Origin of the sequence: Streptococcus sp. CF8-6, from assembly GCF_024295845.1 — a bacterium.
GTDB classification, from domain to species: domain Bacteria; phylum Bacillota; class Bacilli; order Lactobacillales; family Streptococcaceae; genus Streptococcus; species Streptococcus oralis_BO.
Genome location: NZ_JANCOF010000003.1, coordinates 53,997 through 73,462 on the forward strand (window position 1 = coordinate 53,997; position 19,466 = coordinate 73,462).

15 protein-coding genes and 1 other annotated feature are annotated in these 19,466 nt (G+C 40.7%); of the genes, 14 read left to right on the forward strand and 1 reads right to left on the reverse strand.

Annotated elements, in window-relative coordinates; genetic code table 11:
* Positions 1–48: 48 nt before the first annotated feature.
* From NML69_RS05415 to NML69_RS05435, 5 genes are all read left to right on the forward strand, one after another.
* Positions 49–885 (forward strand): phosphorylcholine transferase LicD, encoded by an 837-nt coding sequence (locus NML69_RS05415; RefSeq protein ID WP_001281444.1) that lies wholly within the window; start codon positions 49–51, stop codon positions 883–885.
* Positions 885–1,850, forward strand: coding sequence for a glycosyltransferase (locus tag NML69_RS05420; protein ID WP_254725558.1), 966 nt, complete (start codon positions 885–887; stop codon positions 1,848–1,850). Before NML69_RS05415 ends, NML69_RS05420 begins: the two co-directional genes overlap by 1 nt.
* Before the next feature lie 8 nt (positions 1,851–1,858).
* Entirely contained in the window at positions 1,859–4,012 is a 2,154-nt protein-coding gene (locus NML69_RS05425; protein ID WP_254725559.1) for a LicD family protein, read from the forward strand.
* A gap of 3 nt (positions 4,013–4,015) precedes the next feature.
* Positions 4,016–4,732: a LicD family protein gene (locus NML69_RS05430; protein WP_198464577.1), complete on the forward strand. Its 717-nt coding sequence runs from the start codon at positions 4,016–4,018 to the stop codon at positions 4,730–4,732.
* 180 nt (positions 4,733–4,912) lie between these two features.
* Positions 4,913–7,426, forward strand: a complete 2,514-nt coding sequence (locus NML69_RS05435; protein ID WP_254725560.1) for an MBL fold metallo-hydrolase — start codon at positions 4,913–4,915, stop codon at positions 7,424–7,426.
* A 45-nt stretch (positions 7,427–7,471) separates the two neighbouring features.
* Here the strand turns inward: NML69_RS05435 and NML69_RS05440 are convergent, their stop codons facing one another.
* A complete protein-coding gene (locus NML69_RS05440) occupies positions 7,472–8,950 on the reverse strand; it encodes an oligosaccharide flippase family protein (RefSeq protein WP_254725561.1) in 1,479 nt (492 codons plus the stop codon).
* A 122-nt stretch (positions 8,951–9,072) separates the two neighbouring features.
* On the opposite strand from NML69_RS05440, the gene mecA reads away from it, so the two are divergent.
* The 9 genes from mecA to rplL all read left to right on the forward strand — a co-directional run bounded on the left by mecA (position 9,073) and on the right by rplL (position 19,402).
* Positions 9,073–9,813 carry an adaptor protein MecA gene (gene mecA, locus NML69_RS05445; RefSeq protein WP_254725859.1) on the forward strand — a complete coding sequence of 247 codons (741 nt, stop codon included), beginning with the start codon at positions 9,073–9,075 and terminating at the stop codon, positions 9,811–9,813.
* A gap of 147 nt (positions 9,814–9,960) precedes the next feature.
* The gene (locus tag NML69_RS05450) at positions 9,961–11,247 is read left to right on the forward strand and encodes a homoserine dehydrogenase (protein WP_215804779.1); all 1,287 of its coding nucleotides are present in this window, start codon (positions 9,961–9,963) and stop codon (positions 11,245–11,247) included.
* 1 nt (position 11,248) lies between these two features.
* Entirely contained in the window at positions 11,249–12,118 is an 870-nt protein-coding gene (gene thrB / locus NML69_RS05455) for a homoserine kinase (protein WP_125457230.1), read from the forward strand.
* Positions 12,119–12,376: 258 nt separating this feature from the next.
* On the forward strand, positions 12,377–13,315 hold the full coding sequence (gene msrB, locus NML69_RS05460) for a peptide-methionine (R)-S-oxide reductase MsrB (RefSeq protein WP_254725562.1): 939 nt from the start codon (positions 12,377–12,379) through the stop codon (positions 13,313–13,315).
* 59 nt (positions 13,316–13,374) lie between these two features.
* Complete coding sequence (locus NML69_RS05465; protein WP_254725563.1) at positions 13,375–15,099, forward strand: ABC transporter ATP-binding protein; 1,725 nt, start codon at positions 13,375–13,377, stop codon at positions 15,097–15,099.
* 1 nt (position 15,100) lies between these two features.
* Positions 15,101–16,849: an ABC transporter ATP-binding protein gene (locus NML69_RS05470; RefSeq protein WP_254725564.1), complete on the forward strand. Its 1,749-nt coding sequence runs from the start codon at positions 15,101–15,103 to the stop codon at positions 16,847–16,849.
* Between the two features lie 114 nt (positions 16,850–16,963).
* Complete coding sequence (locus tag NML69_RS05475) at positions 16,964–18,223, forward strand: TRZ/ATZ family protein (protein ID WP_254725565.1); 1,260 nt, start codon at positions 16,964–16,966, stop codon at positions 18,221–18,223.
* A 61-nt stretch (positions 18,224–18,284) separates the two neighbouring features.
* Positions 18,285–18,420: a sequence feature (ribosomal protein L10 leader region), on the forward strand.
* Positions 18,421–18,458: 38 nt separating this feature from the next.
* Entirely contained in the window at positions 18,459–18,959 is a 501-nt protein-coding gene (rplJ, locus tag NML69_RS05480) for a 50S ribosomal protein L10 (protein ID WP_254725566.1), read from the forward strand.
* A gap of 74 nt (positions 18,960–19,033) precedes the next feature.
* Positions 19,034–19,402 (forward strand): 50S ribosomal protein L7/L12, encoded by a 369-nt coding sequence (gene rplL / locus NML69_RS05485; RefSeq protein WP_001196964.1) that lies wholly within the window; start codon positions 19,034–19,036, stop codon positions 19,400–19,402.
* Positions 19,403–19,466 lie beyond the last annotated feature (64 nt).

Genomic DNA, 19,466 nt, shown 5'->3' on the forward strand with positions numbered 1-19,466 from the left:
TGGTATAATAAAACGATATAACTCGTTATTGGACAGAAGAGGAGAGACATGAGTGATTTGAAAGCGATTCAGGCTCGTAGTCTGGAAATGGCTGAATATTTCGTCGCATTTTGTAAAGAACATGATTTGTTGTGCTATCTCTGTGGTGGAGGAGCCATTGGTGCCCTACGTAACAAAGGTTTCATTCCTTGGGATGATGATCTAGACTTTTTCATGCCACGTAAGGACTATGAAAAATTAGCAGAACTGTGGCCACGTTATGCAGACGAGCGTTATTTCTTGTCAAAGAGTAACAAAGATTTTGTAGACCGTAACCTTTTTATTACCATTCGAGACAAGGAAACCACTTGTATCAAGCCTTATCAGAAGGATTTGGATTTGCCACACGGTTTGGCCTTGGATGTGTTGCCTTTGGATTATTATCCTAAAAATCCAGCTGAGCGTAAGAAACAGGTTCGTTGGGCCTTGATTTATTCACTCTTTTGCGCCCAAACCATCCCAGAAAAGCATGGTGCAGTCATGAAATGGGGAAGTCGTATCTTACTCGGCCTGACTCCAAAATCTCTACGTTATCGCATTTGGAAAAAAGCTGAAAAAGAAATGACCAAGTATGGTCTGGCTGAGAGCGATGGAATTACGGAATTATGCTCAGGTCCTGGCTACATGCGAAACAAATACCCGATCGCATCCTTTGAGGACAATCTCTTCTTGCCATTTGAAGGAACTGAGATGCCCATTCCAGTCGGTTATGATGCCTATCTCAGCACTGCTTTTGGGGACTATATGACACCGCCACCAGCGGACAAGCAAGTACCGCATCATGATGCTATTATAGCGGACATGGACAAGAGTTATACAGAGTACAAGGGAGAATATGGAGCATGATGGGAGAAAAAATAAGCGTTATCGTTCCAGTCTACAATGTAGAGGCCTATCTGGAAAAGTGTGTAGAATCCATTTTAAAACAAACCTATACCAACTTGGAAATCCTCCTTGTCAATGATGGTTCGACGGATAATAGTGGAGAACTGTGTGATCAATTAGCTCAAAGAGATCAACGGATTCGTGTCATTCACAAGGAAAACGGTGGCTTGTCTGATGCTCGAAATAGAGGGATTGAAGAGGCAAGTTCTGATTTGATCGGTTTTATCGATAGTGATGACTACATTGACGAAGATATGTATGAGACCCTTTACCGTCAAATGCTTGAATCCAATGCTGATCTTTCTATGTGTGGACATTATGATGTCTACCACCAAATTCCAGAAAAGCAAGTTGCAACGATTCAGACCTGGGAATTAACACCCCAAGAAGCCATTAAGATGGTCATGGAAGCTAAAATCCTCTCCGTCACAGCTGTTAATAAACTGTACAAAAAAGAACTCTTTGAACAGCTACGATTTGAAATTGGAAAAATAGCAGAGGATGCCTTTATTATGATTGCTTTGATTCATCAATGTCGCAAGGTTGTCGCAACAAATGAGAAGAAATACTACTATGTTCACCGAGAAAATAGTATCACGACTCAAAAATTCTCCTTGAAATTCTTAAACGTTATTGAAGCTTATGAACAAAACGCAAATATTATCAGAGAGAATTATCCAGATCTAACAGATGTTGCAACCATGCGTTTAAATTGGGCTTACTTCTATGTATTGGATAGGCTCTTGGTTGATGCAGATTTCAAGGATAAGGTTTTAGAAGACCGTTTGATTGCCTATCTAAAGAAAAATACAAAGAATATTCTTTCGGATAGTCGTTTTACAAGAGCAAGAAAAGTGAGTTTCTTAGCTTTGTGCTTGAGTCGAAAATTGTATACGAAAATCTTGCTTACACAAACTAAGCGTTAGGAGAAAAAATGATTTCATTTATTGAAAAAAACTATTTTAAAATCAATTTGCTATTTTTATCAGTTATATCTTTTTACTGTATGGCAGGCTTGATTGTCCCACTTCAACCAATCTCGGCCAATAAATTTGTCACTCTTGGAATGACCCTCATGGGTGTTTTGTTGGGACTTTATAATTTCTTTATCAAAAAAGTCTATCTGAATGTCCGAAAAATTGAATATTTGATTCTCTTTTTTCTAATGAATATCCTGACAGCTGCCTTAGTTGTCAAGTATGGATTTTCAACTAACATAAAGAATTTAGTTGTCTTTTTCATCTATTTCTTTGCAATCTATCCAGTCTTTCAATCTTTTACTGTAAAAAAAGCACGTGCCCTCTTTGATGTCTTCTTCTCTGTTATCACTGTTGCAAATACTATAGGTGTGCTTGTATCAATTTGGCAATTCTTCATGCTACAGGGTTACCGCGTATTTGATTACAAGGGGTTATTAATCCGCCAAGGATTTGTAGAGTCTCGTCTATTTGGGATTCTAGCCAGTCCCAACTATCTCTCTATTATTTCTCTGATGGTGGTTATTTACTTGTGGATGCGCTTGTCAATCTACAAACCAGTTCTTAAAACTCTGGCTATCACATCAATTCTACTTAACTTTGCTTATATTGTACTGTCTGGTTCCAGAACAACCTATATCTGTTTGGTTGTCGTTGCCCTTTTATACGCTTTGATGACGGCTAACTGGACTAAAAAAATCAAGTCACTTCTTACTGTTCTAGTAACTGTAGGTTTAGTATTTGTCTGTTATAATGGTATCAAATATAGTAGCGATATATATTTGAAAGCTCACTCAGCTCAAATCCAAAAGAACCAAGAAAATGGACAAAATGGAGACAACAATCTTTCTCTTGAGAGAACTGACACAAGTGAAGAGAATATCTCTAATAACCGTTTTGCCATTTGGCAGTCAACAGCTTCCTTTATCCCTAGACGTCCTCTGTTTGGATATTCAGGAGGAAACTGGTATGAGTTAGGTAAAGAATATGATGCTTCAGCCTACATCATCAAACAACATTACCTTACTCACAACGGCTACCTTGAGTTGTTATTCTATGATGGTATCACAGGTTTTATCCCTATGGCCATCTTTATGCTTTCCTTCATTGTTTCAAGTCTCAAGAAATATAAAAAAGACCTTCAAGAAGGTCGCCACAATCATGAATTGATTACCATTCTCTTGATGACTGTAGTTATTCTCATCTCTAATTTGTTCTTGAGTTCAACCTTCTATGGAATTTCACTACAGGGTTGTATCTTGTTTGTGATTTCAGGTTACTATTTCTCTGTTCTCTATAAAAAAAGAGATGGCTATAGAAAACTAGACGAAGCAGAGATCAAAGAAGTTGAACTAGGTGTCATGGATTATATCCACAATCTCTGTCAAAAAGAGAACATCAACTATTCACTGGCTTATGGAACCTTGCTGGGAGCAGTAAGACACAAGGGCTACATTCCTTGGGATGACGATATTGATATCTCCTTGAAACGCGATGAATACGATAAATTGTATCAAGCAATTTTGCAAGACAATGATCCTGTCTACAAAGTGGTTTCTTGGGAAAATGACGCTCGATACCCTTACCCATTTTATCGAGTTTATGATGCACGAACAGTCTATGATAACAACTATATCGACAATGATATTGATTTAGGAATTTGTGTAGATATTTTCCCATTTGACTATTATGCTGATGTTAACAAGGACATGGTAAAACTGGATACTTACCGTCGTTTATCAGTCTATACCCTTTATGGCATCCATAATAAGAATGCGAAACTCAAGAATATCATCAGATATCTACTTGTACTTGTATTCCGTTTGACTCGTGTCAAAACTTGGAACCGTAAGATGAACATCCTATCTATGCGAGAAAAAGATGGAGACTTTATTGATTACCTCATGGAGAACAAAAGAGTTTCTACGAAATTTGACAAGTCCTTCTTGGATACGACGATTGATAGTCCATTTGAAGATAGAGTTTACAAAATTCCTGAGGCCTATCAGCCGATCCTTTCTGCCATCTACGGAGATGACTTTATGGAAATTCCTCCTCTAGAAAAACGAGTGAAACATGATGACTTCCTCGCTTATATAAAGGAGGGATAGAACGTGTTACAATGGTTAAAAAGAAGTTTAGCCAGTCTCTTAGGAGATAAGAAAGACCTGGTTAAAAACCTACCAATTATCAAAAATTTAAATCAAAAAGCCAATATCGACTTAGATTCAAAGAGAAGCAATTTGCTCAAAGAAAACTTTGAAGATATTCTAAAGGCCATCTACCAATCTAATCTGAAATCCTATGATATCTGGTTAGATTTTGGAACTTTACTTGGCTTCTACAGAGAAAATGATCTGATTCCGCATGATTTAGATATGGACTTTGGGATTATTATCCCAGACTACGAAGCCTTTTTAAAGGATGAGAAAGTTCTTTTTGAGAAAGGCTTTGTCAGAACAAAAGAGTTCTATTACAATGATAAACTTGTAGAATTATCCTATAGTTACAAGGGCCTCAATGTTGATTTTATTGTCTATGATAAAAAAGAGGGGAGCATTTCCTCAGACACTATTTTCTACATGACAAACGCCTTGGGAAATCCTACAAGATATGAAGTCTACCACTATGAATTGCCGTTCGCAGCACTTACTGAATGTAGTTTTAAAGAGATTCTAGTAAAAGTTCCAGAAAATACAAGAGAATACATCAGTCACTTGTATGGGGAGGATTTTGAAATCCCTAATACTCATTACAACTGGAAAGAAAATCCAATTTACAAACAAAGAGATGCTAACTTGGCTAAGGTCCTTTTAGGGAAATCTCTTTAGTAATATAGAAAAGAGGGGATGTTGAAGTTCTTCCTTGTTAACTCTAGTCCCTACTCTAGTGTGACAATCAGGCTTCTCTTTCCCTCTTTTTGTCTTATATTGACGGAAAGGAGCTAGAAAAGTTACTACCAGGATGAATTCTCATCCTAGCTTCCGCTATCAAAGAAAGAAGTGGTTTATATGAAAAAGAAACAGATAAAAGAAACCCTTGTATTTACTTCCCTAGTCTTGTTGCTTGTCTTTGGACTATTTACACCAGCAGTTCAGGCAGATGCTTCAAGCAACCGAATCCATTTTATCAATACCAAAGGAGTATCAGGAAGTGATGCTATTATTCTAGAAAGTAATGGTCATTATGCCTTGATTGACATGGGCGAAGACTATGATTTTCCAGATGGCAGTAATCCGCGTTATCCAAGTCGTGTAGGAATTAGTATAAACAATGAGTATGTATTAGAAGATCGTCTCTTCCGTCACATGAAACACCTTGGGATACAAAAGTTAGATTTTATTCTAGGAACCCACGTCCATAGTGACCATATTGGATCGGCGGATGAAGTTCTAAAACGTTATCCTGTAGACAGATTTTATCTGAAGAGATACTCCGATGAGCGCATCACATCAAAATGGCGATTGTGGGACAATCTTTTTAATTATGACAATGCTGTCAAGACGGCTCTAGAGCGCGGTGTAACTCTTGTGCAAGACATCACAGAGAAGGAAAGTCATTTCACTCTAGGTGATATGGATATTCAGCTTTATAACTATAAAAACGAATATGACAGTGACGGTAAACTCAAGAGAGTCTATGATGATAATTCCAATTCCCTTGTGGCGGTAGTAACTGTGGCGGGGAAAAAGATTTATCTGGGTGGTGACTTGGATAATGCTGAGGGGGCAGAGGATAAATTAGGTCCTGAGATTGGAAAAGTTGATATGATGAAATGGAACCATCATTATGATGCCAAAATTTCAAACACGATTCCTTTCTTAGACTCCCTATCCCCTAGTATGGTGGTTCATACATCCGCAGCAGAAGCCAATCTTGCCACAACCAGAGAATATCTTAAGAAGCATGGTATTGAAGTAGTTCATGCTTCTAGCCAGACCAAGGATGCAACAGTCTTTACAATTAGTAAAAATGGTTTTACAAACGTGTCCGATTCTCTACCTAATATCCCCACTGTTAGTGAAACATGGTATAAAGAAGATGGTAACTGGAAGTATCGCTTGTCTGATGATCAGATGGCAATCGGTTGGCGCAAAATAAATGGTATTTACTATTTCTTTAATGGTCAAGGACAAATGCAGGCAGGTAGATGGCTTCATTTGAACGACTCTCGTGAAAAAACAGATGGTAACTGGTATTATTTGAACAACAATGGACAAATGCAAGATACTGGTTGGTTTAAGCAAGATGGTACTTGGTATTATATCACATCAAGTGGAGCAAGAAGTTACAGTCAGTTAGTTGAAATTGATGGTCAGAAATATCTATTTGACAAAGAAGGTAAGATGCTGACAGGTCTTCAGGTTTATAATGGTAAGAAGATGGTCTTTGCTAGTAGTGGTGCCCTGCAGTCGGAAGGAAAAGCATCGTCTTGGCAAAAAATTGCTTCAAATTGGTACTATTATGATGAGGATGGTATTCTAACTGTTGGTAAAAAAGACATCAAGGGCACAACTTATTACTTTGACAAAGAAGGTATCATGCAAACTGGCTGGGTCTTTGTTGATGGTCACTGGAACTATTTTGCAAGTTCTGGAGCTATGAAAACCGGCTGGGTTAAGGATCGGGAAACATGGTATTATCTGGATAAAGATGGCATCATGTTAACTGGCAGACAAGATATAAATGGTGTTCGTTACTATTTGAATGCTAGTGGTGCCATGCAGACTGGCTGGAAGTGGCAAGAAAATAGCTGGTACTTCTATACAAACTCAGGTGCTATGAAAACTGGTTGGTTGAAAGATAAAGAATCATGGTATTATTTGGATCCAGAAACTGGTATTATGGCTGTAGGATCTAAAGAGATTGACGGTAAGAACTATTTCTTCAGCTCAGCAGGTACTATGCAAGTTGGATGGCAGTGGTCAAATGATTCTTGGCATTATTACGCTACGTCGGGCGCACTCCAAACTGGTTGGTTGAAAGATGGTGATGCCTGGTATTATCTTGAAGGTAAGGAAGGCGTTATGTTAGTTGGCTCCCATCAAGTAGATGGTAAGCAATATTACTTTAGCAAATCTGGAGCCATGCAAACTGGCTGGAAATGGTTTGATAATCATTACCGTTACTTTGAATCAAATGGAGCTATGAAAACTGGTTGGATAAAAGACAAAGGTGTCTGGTATTATCTAAATCCTGAAGATGGCATCATGTTGGTTGGCCTTCATAAAGTAAATGGTGATCATTATTACTTTGATGAATCAGGAGCTATGCAAACGGGTTGGAAACAGCTTGATGGTAATTGGTACTATTTCCAAGCTGATGGTTCTTTGTTGAAGAACGCAACAACACCTGATGGTTACAAAGTAAACGAAGAAGGTATCTGGAAACAGGCTGTTGCTGCTGTAGATAGCGAGGCAGTCAAGCCAGAACAGAAACAAGAAGCTGATTCCTCTATTGTTGAACAACCTAAACAAGATTCAAATCTAGAAGCCAACGCTTCTGAAAAGAAAGAAAAAGAATAAAGAAGAAATCCCCTACTGGCAACTAATTTATCAGTAGGGGATTTTTTAATTTCGTTTTAATTTAGCAAGTACAAGGTTCAGTGCGTAGTGGAGTGTTTTGTCTTTGGTGATAAAGAGGGTCAAGAGGTAATAGATACCACAAGCCGCAACAGTCGAGAGAACCATGAGAATCATGTTGAAGTTGACTGTGTAAGAGTTGATTTGGAAAAGAAATTTAAACGCAAAATAGATCGGTATGAATCCAAGGGATACAATAGTGTAACGTGTCAGAGTAGCAAAGATTTCTTTCAAATCAATCAGTTGGTGTTTCTGAATAAAGCGTATTTCCAGGAGAACGACGATAGTCTCTGCAAGAATAGTTGTAGCGATATAGTACTCAGGTGCAAAAATATTATTGAAATACAAGATGCTATTTAATAGTATATTGGCGCCACCACCAAGGAAGTAAAAGGCAGTCAAACGATTTTCGTGGTCATTGATAAAGATAATTTGTTTACCAAGGATCAACTCAATGGCCCAGATGATGGTACGGAAGGCGAAGACACTAGTCACAATACCAGCTTCGAGGTATTTTTCAGAAGAGTAGATAACTGCTGCGTAGTTTCCTAATACTATAATCCCAATACTAGTTGGAATGATGAGGAAGTAAAAGAGAGCAGCTCCTTGATTCAGAAGATTTTTATAAGAATCGTAGTCTTTCTTACCGAGATAGTAGCCGAGTCGTGGAATGCTGACGTTGATAGCTCCACTTAAGACACTGGCAATCAACATAACGATGCTAGAAGCAATAGTGTAATAAGAAATGTAGTTTTCATCTGGTCCCTTGGTGATAAACATTCTATCAAGCAAGGTATAGAGCATGTTAGCGTTCGCTAAGAGAAGCATAGTCAAGAGCGGTTTAGATGCTTTGATTAATTCAATAAGACCGATCTTAACAAAGGAAACTTCTCTCTTAATCCAAAGAAAACTGAGCAGGTAGTTGAAGATAGTGGTTGCTGTCATAACGATAGCATAAGGAACGATATCATCTGCCGTTTTAACAAAGGTGAAGATAGCGACCAGCATGGCAATCCGGATGATCAATGTCTTATAGAGGATGAAGGCATAATTTTCATAAGCCTCGTTCATCCATTCGATATTGAGAAATTGGAAGAGTGCTTGGGCCCCTAGGATGTAGTACAGGACTTTCAGATTCTCAATGCTGGTGTCAAAGAAGATAATGAGGAAGTAGATACCTGTCGTCAGGAGAGAGGTGAAAACCGAGATATAAAACAACTTAGAAAAGACGTAGTTGATTTTATTCTTGTCATCCTTGACTTTACTAATAGCTCGAATCCCGTAGTTGTATATTCCAAAGGCAGCTAGTGGAATAACGAAACTTGCCCAGGTATTGGCTGTATTGAAATAACCGTAATTGGATTTGCTGAGAATCCGCGTCAGATAAGGATTGGTTATCAGTGGAAAAACGATATTGAGAATATTGACCAGCAAGCTGGCCAAGGCATTTACTTTTATATTTTTCATTGAACTTTCTTTCTTAAATCTAAAATCATATCTAGTATTATATCACATTCTCGCTTCATTCTTTTGATAAAATCGTAAAAATCTAGTATAATAGATAGACTGAAAGTATGAGGTTACTAGATATGAAGATGAAACAAATTAGTGATACAACACTGAAAATCACGATGACTTTAGATGATTTGATGGATAGAGGAATGGAGATTGCAGACTTTCTCGTTCCTCAGGAAAAAACCGAAGAGTTTTTCTATGCTATTTTAGATGAGTTAGAGATGCCAGACAATTTCTTGGATAGTGGCATGCTGAGTTTCCGCGTGACGCCAAAACCTGATAAGGTGGACGTCTTTGTGACCAAATCCAAGATTGACCAAAATCTGGATTTTGAAGATTTGGCGGATCTACCAGACATGGAAGAATTAGCCCAAATGTCGCCGGATGAATTTCTCAAAACCTTGGAAAAGAGCATTGCAGATAAGACCAAGGACGATATTGATGCCATCCAATCTCTAGAGCAGGTCGAAGCAAAGGAAGAAGAGCAAGAGCAGGCAGAAAAGGAGACTGAGAGTAAGAAAGAACCTTATATCTACTATATCCTGCGCTTTGCAAGCCTTGCTGACTTAGTTGCTTTTGCAAAGACGGTTAACTACCAGATGGAAACCTCTGAACTCTATAAGATGAATGGACACTATTATTTGACAATCTTAGTTGATGTGGAAAATCATCCAAGTCCATATCCAGCCTGGCTCTTGGCTCGTATGCGTGAATTTGCAGACGACAGTGACATCAGTCGTTCCGTTTTGCAAGAGTATGGACAAATCTTGATCAATCACGATGCGGTTCTTAATTTGCAAAAGATTCGTTCATAATTTTTAAAATCAATTTTCATTTATCAAGAAAGACGAATCATGGGATTCGTTTTTTCTTTACTAGACTGAAATAGTGATTTACTATAATAGGAATTTTCACAAAATTCTGTTATAATGGCTATATCAGAAAATTTCTAGGAGACAAACATGACAGTTAAAATTGCTTTACTTGGATTTGGTACCGTTGCAAGTGGTGTGCCATTCCTACTAAAGGAAAATGGAGAAAAAATCGTTCAGTCAGCTCATTCTGAGATTGAAGTAGCCAAGGTATTGGTCAAGGATGAAGATGAGAAGAACCGCTTGCTTGCAGCAGGAAATGACTTTAACTTTGTGACCAATGTAGATGATATTTTAGCAGACAAAGATGTTACCATCGTAGTGGAATTGATGGGGCGTATCGAACCAGCTAAGACCTTTATCACTCGTGCCTTAGAAGCTGGGAAACACGTTGTTACTGCTAACAAGGACCTTTTGGCTGTTCATGGTGCAGAATTGTTAGAAATCGCTAAAGAGCATAATGTAGCACTTTACTATGAAGCAGCAGTAGCTGGTGGGATTCCAATTCTTCGTACTTTGGCAAATTCGTTGGCTTCTGACAAAATTACGCGCGTTCTTGGTGTCGTTAATGGAACTTCCAACTTCATGATGACCAAGATGGTGGAAGAAGGCTGGTCTTATGATGATGCTCTGGCCGAAGCTCAAAGACTTGGATTTGCAGAAAGTGACCCTACAAATGACGTGGATGGGATTGATGCAGCCTACAAGATGGTGATTTTGAGCCAGTTTGCTTTTGGTATGAAGGTTGCCTTTGACGATGTAGCCCACAAGGGAATCCGCAACATCACACCAGAAGACGTAGCTGTGGCCCAAGACCTTGGCTATGTAGTGAAATTGGTTGGTTCTATCGAGGAAACTCCTTCAGGTATTGCTGCAGAAGTGACTCCAACCTTCCTTCCTAAAGCACATCCACTTGCCAGTGTGAATGGGGTAATGAACGCAGTCTTTGTGGAGTCTATCGGCATCGGTGAATCTATGTACTACGGACCAGGTGCGGGTCAAAAACCAACTGCGACAAGTGTTGTAGCAGATATTGTCCGTATCGTTCGTCGCTTGAATGATGGCACTATTGGTAAAGACTTCAACGAATACAGCCGTGACCTAGTCTTGGCTAATCCAGAAGATGTTAAAGCTAATTACTACTTCTCAATCTTGGCTCCAGACTCAAAAGGTCAGGTCTTGAAACTAGCTGAAATCTTTAATGCTCAAGATATTTCCTTCAAGCAAATCCTCCAAGATGGCAAAGAGGGTGACAAGGCGCGTGTAGTCATCATTACACATAAGATCAATAAAGCGCAGCTTGAGAATGTTTCAGCTGAGTTGGCCAAAGCTTCAGAATTTGACCTCTTGAATACCTTCAAGGTGTTAGGAGAATAGGATGAAGATTATTGTACCTGCAACCAGTGCCAATATTGGGCCAGGTTTTGATTCGGTTGGTGTAGCTGTAACCAAGTATCTTCAAATTGAGGTCTGTGAAGAACGAGATGAGTGGTTGATTGAACACCAGATTGGCAAATGGATTCCACATGACGAGCGTAATCTCTTGCTTAAGATTGCCTTACAAATTGCGCCTGACTTGCAACCGAGACGTTTGAAAATGACCAGTGATGTTCCCTTGGCGCGTGGTTTGGGTTCTTCTAGCTCGGTTATCGTTGCTGGGATTGAACTGGCTAACCAACTGGGCAAGCTCAACTTATCTAACCACGACAAATTGCAGTTGGCTACCAAGATTGAAGGGCATCCTGACAATGTGGCTCCAGCTATCTATGGAAATCTTGTTGTTGCGAGTTCCGTTGAAGGTCACGTTTCAGCAATCGTGGCTGACTTCCCAGAATGTGATTTTCTAGCTTACATTCCTAACTATGAATTGCGCACTCGCGATAGCCGTGGTGTCCTTCCTAAGAAATTGTCCTACAAGGAAGCTGTTGCAGCTAGTTCTATCGCCAATGTGGCCGTTGCAGCCTTGTTAGCAGGAGATATGGTGACTGCTGGGCAAGCAATCGAGGGGGACCTCTTCCACGAGCGTTATCGTCAAAGTCTGGTCCGTGAATTTGCGACGATTAAGCAAGTAGCCAAAGAGAATGGTGCCTATGCAACCTATCTTTCAGGTGCCGGGCCAACAGTTATGGTCTTGGCTTCTCATGACAAGATGCCAGCGATTAAGGCAGAATTGGAAAAGCAACCCTTCAAAGGCAAACTGCATGATTTGAAGGTTGATACCCAAGGTGTCCGTGTCGAAGCAAACTAAAGAATAGAAGATAGGATGGGGAAACTCTTGACTAGAGGGCTTCCTATCCTTTTTTTGAAAAGAAGTTTATACTCAATGAAAATCAAAGAGCAAACTAGGAAGCTAGCCGCAGGCTGCTCAAAACAGTGTTTTGAGGTTGTGGATAGAACTGACGAAGTTAGCTCAAAACAGTGTTTTGAGGTTGCAGATGTAAGCTGACGTGGTTTGAAGAGATTTTCGAAGAGTATTAGTTAAAAACTTGATAAAGGAGAAATAAAGATGGCAGAAATTTATCTAGCAGGTGGTTGTTTTTGGGGCCTAGAGGAGTATTTTTCCCGAATTGCTGGAGTGCTAGCAACCAGTGTCGGATACGCTAATGGCCAAGTCGAAACGACCAATTACCAGTTGCTCAAGGAAACAGACCATGCAGAGACTGTTCAAGTGATTTATGATGAGAAAGCGGTGTCACTTAGAGAGATTTTGCTTTATTATTTCCGTGTCATTGATCCCTTGTCTATTAACCAACAAGGGAATGACCGTGGTCGCCAATATCGAACTGGGATCTATTACCAAGATGAAGCAGACTTGCCGGCTATCTACACAGTGGTGCAGGAGCAAGAACGCATGCTGGGTCGAAAGATTGCAGTAGAGGTGGAGAAACTTCGTCACTACATTCTGGCTGAAGACTACCATCAAGACTATCTCAAGAAAAATCCTTCTGGTTACTGTCATATCGATGTGACCGATGCTGAGAAGCCATTGATTGATGCCTCTAACTATGAAAAGCCTAGTCAAGAGGTGTTAAAGGAAAACTTAACTGAAGAGTCCTATCGTGTCACCCAAGAAGCTGCTACAGAGGCTCCATTTAGTAATGCTTATGACCAGACCTTCGAAGAAGGGATTTATGTAGATATCACGACTGGCGAGCCACTCTTTTTTGCCAAGGATAAGTTTGCTTCAGGTTGTGGTTGGCCAAGTTTTAGCCGTCCAATTTCCAAGGAATTGATTCATTATTACAAGGACTTGAGCCATGGGATGGAGCGAATCGAGGTTCGTTCTCGCTCAGGCAATGCTCACTTGGGTCATGTTTTCACAGATGGACCTCAGGAGTTAGGTGGCCTCCGTTACTGTATTAATTCTGCTTCCTTACGCTTTGTAGCCAAGGATGAGATGGAAAAAGCAGGATATGGCTATCTATTACCTTACTTAAACAAATAAAACGGAGATGGTGGGGCTTCCCACTTTCTTCATTTCCAGAATAAGAATAGAAGGGACTTATGAAACACTTACTATCTTACTTCAAACCCTACATCAAAGAATCCATTTTGGCACCCTTGTTCAAGCTACTAGAAGCTGTTTTTGAACTCTTGGTTCCCATGGTGATTGCCGGGATTGTTGACCAGTCCTTGCCTCAGAGAGATCAAGGGCACCTTTGGATGCAGATTGGCCTGCTTCTTATCTTTGCAGTGATTGGCGTTTTAGTGGCCTTGGTAGCCCAGTTTTACTCAGCCAAGGCTGCGGTTGGATTTGCCAAAGAACTGACAGACGACCTTTATCGTCATATTCTTTCCTTACCCAAGGATAGCAGAGATCGTTTGACAACTTCGAGCTTGGTGACTCGCTTGACTTCGGATACCTACCAGATTCAGACTGGGATCAATCAATTTCTGCGCCTCTTTTTGCGAGCGCCCATTATTGTTTTTGGGGCTATCTTTATGGCCTATCGCATTTCTGCTGAGCTGACTTTCTGGTTCTTAGTCATGGTTGTCATTTTGACGATTGTCATTGTCGGGCTCTCTCGATTGGTCAATCCTCTCTACAGTAGTCTTAGAAAGAAAACGGACCAGCTGGTTCAGGAAACGCGCCAGCAATTGCAAGGGATGCGAGTTATTCGTGCTTTTGGTCAGGAAAAACGAGAGTTAAAGATTTTTCAAACTCTTAACCAAGTTTATGCCAGATTGCAAGAAAAAACAGGCTTCTGGTCTAGTTTGTTAACACCTCTGACCTATCTGATTGTTAATGGAACTCTCCTTGTTATTATCTGGCAGGGCTATATTTCAATTCAAGGAGGTTTACTTAGTCAAGGTGCTCTCATTGCCCTTATCAACTACCTCTTGCAGATTTTGGTGGAATTGGTCAAATTAGCCATGCTGATCAATTCTCTCAATCAGTCCTATATCTCAGCTAAGCGAATCGAGGAAGTCTTTGCCGAAGCTCCAGAGGATATTCATTCAGAATTAGAACAAAAGCAAGCTGCCGGTAATCAGGTTTTACAAGTACAAGAATTAACCTTTACCTATCCTGATGCGGCTCAGCCTTCTCTGAGAGACATTTCCTTTGATATGAAGCAAGGACAGATCCTTGGTATCATCGGAGGAACGGGTTCTGGTAAGTCAAGCTTGGTGCAAGTCTTACTTGGACTTTATCCAGTAGACAAGGGGATCATTGACCTTTATCGAGATGGACGTAGTCCTCTTAATCTTGAGCAGTGGCGGTCTTGGATTGCCTATGTACCCCAAAAGGTCGAACTCTTTAAAGGAACTATTCGTTCCAACTTGACTCTAGGTTTCAATCGAGAAGTATCGGACCAGCAACTCTGGCAAGCCTTGGAGATTGCGCAAGCTAAGGATTTTGTCAGTGAAAAGGAAGGGCTTTTGGATGCTACTGTTGAGGCAGGAGGTCGAAATTTCTCAGGCGGACAAAAACAAAGGCTGTCTATCGCCCGTGCAGTCTTGCGCCAAGCTCCATTTCTCATCCTGGATGATGCGACCTCGGCCCTCGACACCATCACCGAGTCTAAGCTCTTGAAAGCTATCCGAGAGAATTTACCTAACACGAGCTTAATCTTGATTTCTCAACGGACTTCGACACTTCAGATGACTGACCAGATTCTCCTCTTGGAAAAAGGTGAGCTACTAGCTATTGGCAAGCACGATGACTTGATGAAAACTAGCCAAGTCTATCGTGAAATCAATGCATCCCAACATGGAAAGGAGGACTAGCATGAAACGACAAACTGCAAACCAGACGCTCAAACGTTTGGCCGTAGATTTAGCAAGCCATCCCTTCCTCCTTTTCCTAGCCTTTCTAGGAACTATTGCCCAAGTTGGTTTATCGATTTACCTACCTATTTTGATTGGGCAGGTCATCGACCAAGTCCTAGTGGCTGGTTCTTCAGTAATTTTTTGGCAGATTTTCATCCAGATGATCTTGGTGGTCATAGGAAATACTCTGGTACAATGGGTCAATCCTCTTCTCTATAATCGCCTAATCTTCTCTTATACCAGAGATTTACGAGAGCGAATTATTCATAAGCTCCATCGGTTACCGATTGCTTTTGTGGATCGGCAAGGCAGTGGAGAGATGGTCAGTCGAGTGACCACAGACATAGAGCAGCTGGCAGCCGGCTTGACCATGATTTTTAACCAATTTTTCATTGGTGTTTTGATGATTTTGGTTAGTATTTTAGCCATGATCCAAATTCATCTCCTCATGACCCTCTTGGTCTTGCTGTTGACACCACTATCCATGGTGATTTCACGCTTTATTGCCAAGAGATCTTATCATCTCTTCCAGAAGCAAACAGAGACGAGGGGGATTCAGACTCAGTTGATTGAAGAATCACTTAGCCAGCAGACCATTATCCAGTCCTTTAATGCTCAGACAGAGTTTATCCAAAGACTGCATGAGGCTAATGCCAACTACGCAGGCTATTCTCAGTCAGCCATCTTTTATTCTTCAACGGTTAATCCTTCGACTCGCTTTGTCAATGCGCTCATTTACGCTCTTCTTGCTGGAGTGGGAGCCTATCGTATCATGATGTGTTCAACTTTGACTATCGGTCGTTTAGTGACTTTTTTGAACTATGTCCAACAATACACCAAGCCCTTTAACGATATTTCTTCAGTGCTAGCTGAGTTGCAAAGTGCTCTAGCTTGTGCAGAGCGCGTCTATGCTGTCTTAGAAAGTCCTGAAGTAGCTGAAACAGGTAAGGAAGTCTTGACCAGTGACCAGGTTAAGGGAGCCATTTCCTTTAAACAGGTCTCTTTTGGATACAATCCTGAAAGGATCTTGATTAAGGACTTGTCTATTGATATCCCAGCTGGTAGCAAGGTGACCATCGTTGGTCCGACAGGTGCGGGTAAGTCAACTCTTATCAATCTCCTCATGCGTTTTTATCCCATTAACTCTGGAGAAATCTTGCTGGACGGTCGTTCCATTTACGACTATACCCGAGCATCATTGAGACAGCAGTTTGGCATGGTGCTCCAAGAAACCTGGCTCAAGCAAGGAACCATTCATGACAATATTGCCTTTGGAAATCCTGATGCTAGCCGGGAGCAGGTGATTGCTGCTGCAAAGGCAGCCAATGCAGACTTTTTCATCCAACAGTTGCCACAGGGATACGATACCAAGTTGGAAAATGCAGGAGAATCCCTCTCTATTGGGCAAGCCCAGCTCTTGACCATCGCCCGAGTCTTTCTAGCTATCCCTAAGATTCTTATCTTAGACGAAGCGACTTCTTCCATCGATACACGGACAGAAGTGCTAGTACAGGATGCCTTTGCTAAACTGATGAAGGGACGTACAAGCTTTATCATTGCTCACCGTTTATCAACCATTCAGGATGCGGATTTGATTCTAGTTTTGGTAGATGGTGACATTGTTGAGCATGGGAACCATAAGGACCTCATGGCTAGAAAGGGTAAGTATTACCAAATGCAAAAAGCAGCAGCTTTTAGCTCTGAATAATCCTTTCTATTTTGCAGTATTATGGACAAAAAAAGTTGCCTTCGGGTGACTTTTTTGTTACAATAGCTAGAAAAATTATTCACTGTAAATTGTCTTATAGAAAAGGAGCCTATAATGAAAGTCTATCAGCATGTAAATATCGTGACTTGTGACCAAGATTTCCATGTTTATTTGGATGGTATCTTAGCCGTTAAGAACTCTCAAATCGTCTATGTCGGTCAAGAGGAGCCAGAGATTTTAGAGCAAGCTGAGCAGATTATAGACTATCAGGGAGCCTGGATCATGCCTGGTTTGGTCAATTGCCATACCCATTCTGCTATGACAGGTTTGCGAGGGATTCGGGATGATAGTAATCTCCATGAATGGCTCAATGACTATATCTGGCCAGCAGAAGCAGGATTTACTCCCGACATGACTACCAAGGCAGTCAAAGAAGCTCTGACAGAGATGCTCCAGTCAGGAACAACAACCTTCAACGATATGTATAATCCCAATGGTGTAGATATTGAGAGAATTTATCAGGCAGTCAAGGCATCTAAGATGCGTTGTTACTTCTCACCGACCCTCTTTTCTTCAGAGGCAGAAACAACTGCTGAGACCATAAGCAGGACACGTGCCATCATAGAGGAAATCTTAGGATATGAAAATCCAAATTTCAAGGTTATGGTAGCTCCCCATTCTCCCTACAGTTGTAGTAAAGATTTACTAGAAGAAAGCTTAGAAATAGCAAAAGAGCTGGACATTCCTATCCATATCCATGTGGCGGAGACCAAGGAGGAATCAGGAATTATCCTGAAACGTTATGGCAAACGTCCCCTTGCCTTTCTAGAAGAACTAGGTTACTTAGATCATCCGTCTGTTTTTGCTCATGGGGTCGAATTAAACGAGCGAGAAATTGAACGCTTGGCAACCTCTCAAGTGTCCATCGCCCACAATCCTATCAGTAATCTAAAACTGGCCTCAGGAATCGCTCCAATCATCCAACTGCAAAAAGCAGGAGTGGCAGTGGGAATTGCGACAGACTCGGTTGCTTCCAATAACAATCTAGATATGTTTGAGGAAGGACGGACCGCAGCCCTCCTTCAGAAGATGAAAAGTGGAGATGCCAGCCAATTTCCTATCGCAACAGCCCTTAAGGCACTGACAATCGAAGGAGCTAAGGTTCTAGGAATGGAAAAGCAGATAGGAAGCCTAGAAGTTGGCAAGCAAGCGGATTTTCTGGCCATTCAACCACAAGGAAAAATCCATCTTCAACCTCAGGAAAATATGCTCTCTCACCTGGTTTATGCTGTCAAATCCAGTGATGTTGATGATGTCTATATTGCAGGTGAACAGGTGGTTAAGCAAGGCAAAGTTTTGACAGTAGAGATTTAAAAAAATTTAAAAAAAGTTTGCAAAAATCTTGCATTCTTTTTTTGTCTATGCTATACTTATATACGGTTTGAAAAAACTGCCTAAGACAGTAGGGGAGCTTGACTCATAAAGATCCTACCGAGGACAAAACGTATCATGTAAAAAGAAGCGTATTGTACTTTCGTGTCTAGGTTTGGGCGCGTTTTTCTTTTGGAAAAATTCCCCAAGCAAAATAATTACGGAGGTGAACACACTAATGAGTGAAGCAATTATTGCTAAAAAAGCGGAACTAGTTGACGTAGTAGCTGAAAAAATGAAAGTTGCTGCATCTATCGTCGTTGTAGACGCTCGTGGTTTGACAGTTGAGCAAGATACAGTTCTTCGTCGTGAGCTTCGTGGAAGCGAAGTTGAGTATAAAGTCATTAAAAACTCAATCTTGCGTCGTGCAGCTGAAAAAGCTGGTCTTGAAGATCTTGCATCAGTATTTGTTGGACCATCTGCAGTAGCATTTTCTAACGAAGATGTTATCGCACCAGCGAAAATCTTGAACGACTTTGCTAAAAACGCTGAAGCACTTGAAATCAAAGGTGGTGCAATCGAAGGCGCTGTCGCATCTAAAGAAGAAATCGTTGCTCTTGCAACTCTTCCAAACCGCGAAGGACTTCTTTCTATGCTCCTTTCTGTACTTCAAGCGCCAGTGCGCAACGTTGCTCTTGCAGTCAAAGCGGTTGCAGACAACAAAGAAGACGCAGCTTAATCGTAAGCTACGCAGCGTAGCTTAGCTACGAAAAAACTATTATAAAATTAAAAACTTATTTGGAGGAAATAACAATGGCATTGAACATTGAAAACATTATTGCTGAAATTAAAGAAGCTTCAATCCTTGAATTGAACGACCTTGTAAAAGCTATCGAAGAAGAATTTGGTGTAACTGCAGCTGCTCCTGTAGCTGTTGCTGCAGCTGGTGCTGCTGACGCTGGTGCCGCTAAAGACTCATTTGACGTTGAGTTGACAGCTGCTGGTGACAAAAAAGTTGGCGTTATCAAAGTTGTACGTGAAATCACTGGTCTTGGACTTAAAGAAGCTAAAGAACTTGTTGATGGTGCACCAGGTGTCATCAAAGAAGGCGTTCCAACTGCTGAAGCTGAAGAAATCAAAGCTAAATTGGAAGAAGCTGGAGCTTCAGTTACTCTTAAATAATAGAGCAACTACATTAGTAGCTTAAAAACATGATTAAACCGCTATTCTTATGAGTAGCGGTTTT

Bases quoted from the DNA above. Each gene is read 5' to 3' on its own strand.
- NML69_RS05415 (WP_001281444.1), top strand. From the start codon at position 49: ATGAGTGATTTGAAAGCGATTCAGGCTCGTAGTCTGGAAATGGCTGAA.
- NML69_RS05420 (WP_254725558.1), top strand. From the start codon at position 885: ATGGGAGAAAAAATAAGCGTTATCGTTCCAGTCTACAATGTAGAGGCC.
- NML69_RS05425 (WP_254725559.1), top strand. From the start codon at position 1,859: ATGATTTCATTTATTGAAAAAAACTATTTTAAAATCAATTTGCTATTT.
- NML69_RS05435 (WP_254725560.1), top strand. From the start codon at position 4,913: ATGAAAAAGAAACAGATAAAAGAAACCCTTGTATTTACTTCCCTAGTC.
- NML69_RS05440 (WP_254725561.1), bottom strand. From the start codon at position 8,950: ATGAAAAATATAAAAGTAAATGCCTTGGCCAGCTTGCTGGTCAATATT.
- mecA (WP_254725859.1), top strand. From the start codon at position 9,073: ATGAAGATGAAACAAATTAGTGATACAACACTGAAAATCACGATGACT.
- NML69_RS05450 (WP_215804779.1), top strand. From the start codon at position 9,961: ATGACAGTTAAAATTGCTTTACTTGGATTTGGTACCGTTGCAAGTGGT.
- thrB (WP_125457230.1), top strand. From the start codon at position 11,249: ATGAAGATTATTGTACCTGCAACCAGTGCCAATATTGGGCCAGGTTTT.
- msrB (WP_254725562.1), top strand. From the start codon at position 12,377: ATGGCAGAAATTTATCTAGCAGGTGGTTGTTTTTGGGGCCTAGAGGAG.
- NML69_RS05465 (WP_254725563.1), top strand. From the start codon at position 13,375: ATGAAACACTTACTATCTTACTTCAAACCCTACATCAAAGAATCCATT.
- NML69_RS05470 (WP_254725564.1), top strand. From the start codon at position 15,101: ATGAAACGACAAACTGCAAACCAGACGCTCAAACGTTTGGCCGTAGAT.
- NML69_RS05475 (WP_254725565.1), top strand. From the start codon at position 16,964: ATGAAAGTCTATCAGCATGTAAATATCGTGACTTGTGACCAAGATTTC.
- rplJ (WP_254725566.1), top strand. From the start codon at position 18,459: ATGAGTGAAGCAATTATTGCTAAAAAAGCGGAACTAGTTGACGTAGTA.
- rplL (WP_001196964.1), top strand. From the start codon at position 19,034: ATGGCATTGAACATTGAAAACATTATTGCTGAAATTAAAGAAGCTTCA.